A 1425-nucleotide genomic window follows, 5' to 3' on the forward strand; every position below is an offset into this window, starting at 1 on the left:
TCGTGGTGGTGGCGCCGTTGCCCGCGACTTCCAACTTCTCGAAGTTGCCGCCTGTGGCTTCGGTGATTTGAACGGTCTGCGTGCTTTTGTCGATGAACACATCATCGGTAGGCGCAGGCACGGTCACAGTGCCGACGGTGTCGCCCGCTTTGATGGTGATCGACGAGCCGTTATCCAACTTCAAGGTGACGTCGGTGCCGGCCTTGTTGCTCAAAGTTGCGGTGTAGGTGATCTGGCCACCTTCGCTCACTGCGTTTGGCGCGGTCAACGTGACAGTCGTAGTGTTATCGGTACCCGGTGTGTCAGTCACAGTTGTAGTGACTTTATCGGTCCCTGGAACCAAATTCTCGAAGTGCTCGCCGCCAGTCACTCCTTGAATGGCGGTAGTGACGGTCTGGTCGCCTTTGTACACATCATCCGGTGCAAGAACCGACACGCTAGCGCTGGATTCATTCACGCCAATGGTGATGGTTTGGCCGTTATCCAGAGTCACGGTCAGCGGGTTGGTGATGTTGGTCACCGGTGCGCCGTTCTTATCCACAAGACTGGCGGTGTAAACGATATTGCCGCCTTCACCTACGGAGGTGGTGGCAGTCAGAACTACGTCCACCTTGTCGATGGTGTCGTTGATCGTGGTGGTGGCGCCGTTGCCCGCGACTTCCAACTTCTCGAAGTTGCCGCCTGTGGCTTCGGTGATTTGAACGGTCTGCGTGCTTTTGTCGATGAACACATCATCGGTAGGCGCAGGCACGGTCACAGTGCCGACGGTGTCGCCCGCTTTAATGGTGATCGACGAACCGTTATCCAGCTTCAACGTGACGTCAGTGCCCGCTTTATTGGAAAGCGTAGCGGTGTACGTAATTTGACCACCTTCGTTAACGGCGTTAGGCGCGGTCAGCGTCACGGTAGTGGTGTTATCGGTGCCAGGGGTATCCGTAACGGTGGTGTTCACCGCCGTAGTGCCCGGGACCAGGTTCTCGAAGTGCTCGCCACCGGTCACACCCTTGATCGCGGTAGTGACGGTCTGATCGCCTTTGTAGACATCATCCGGTGCCAAGATCGAAACAGTGCCGCTCGACTGATTCACGCCGATGGTGATGGTTTCGCCATTATCCAAAGTGACGGTCAGCGGGTTGGTGATGTTGGTCACCGGCGCGCCGTTCTTATCCACAAGGCTGGCGGTGTAAACGATGTTGCCGCCTTCGCCGACGGTGGTGGTAGCAGTCAGGACCACATCGACCTTGTCGATGGTGTCGTTGATCGTGGTGGTTGCGCCGTTGCCCGCAACTTCCAGTTTTTCGAAGTTGCCACCCGTGGTTTCGGTGATTTGAACGGTCTGCGTGCTCTTATCGATAAACACATCATCGGTAGGTGCAGGCACGGTCACGGTGCCGACGGTGTCGCCCGCTTTGATGGTAATGCTTG

1 protein-coding gene is annotated in these 1425 nt (G+C 56.8%); it reads right to left on the reverse strand.

Features of this window, described 5'->3' with window-relative positions:
- Nucleotides 1–1425, reverse strand: a 1425-nt coding sequence (locus tag E4O98_RS18930) for an immunoglobulin-like domain-containing protein (RefSeq protein WP_348984638.1), incomplete at both ends; no start/stop codon positions are given.

The organism is Pseudomonas sp. W2Jun17, from assembly GCF_023127795.1.
Lineage (GTDB): Bacteria > Pseudomonadota > Gammaproteobacteria > Pseudomonadales > Pseudomonadaceae > Aquipseudomonas > Aquipseudomonas synxantha_A.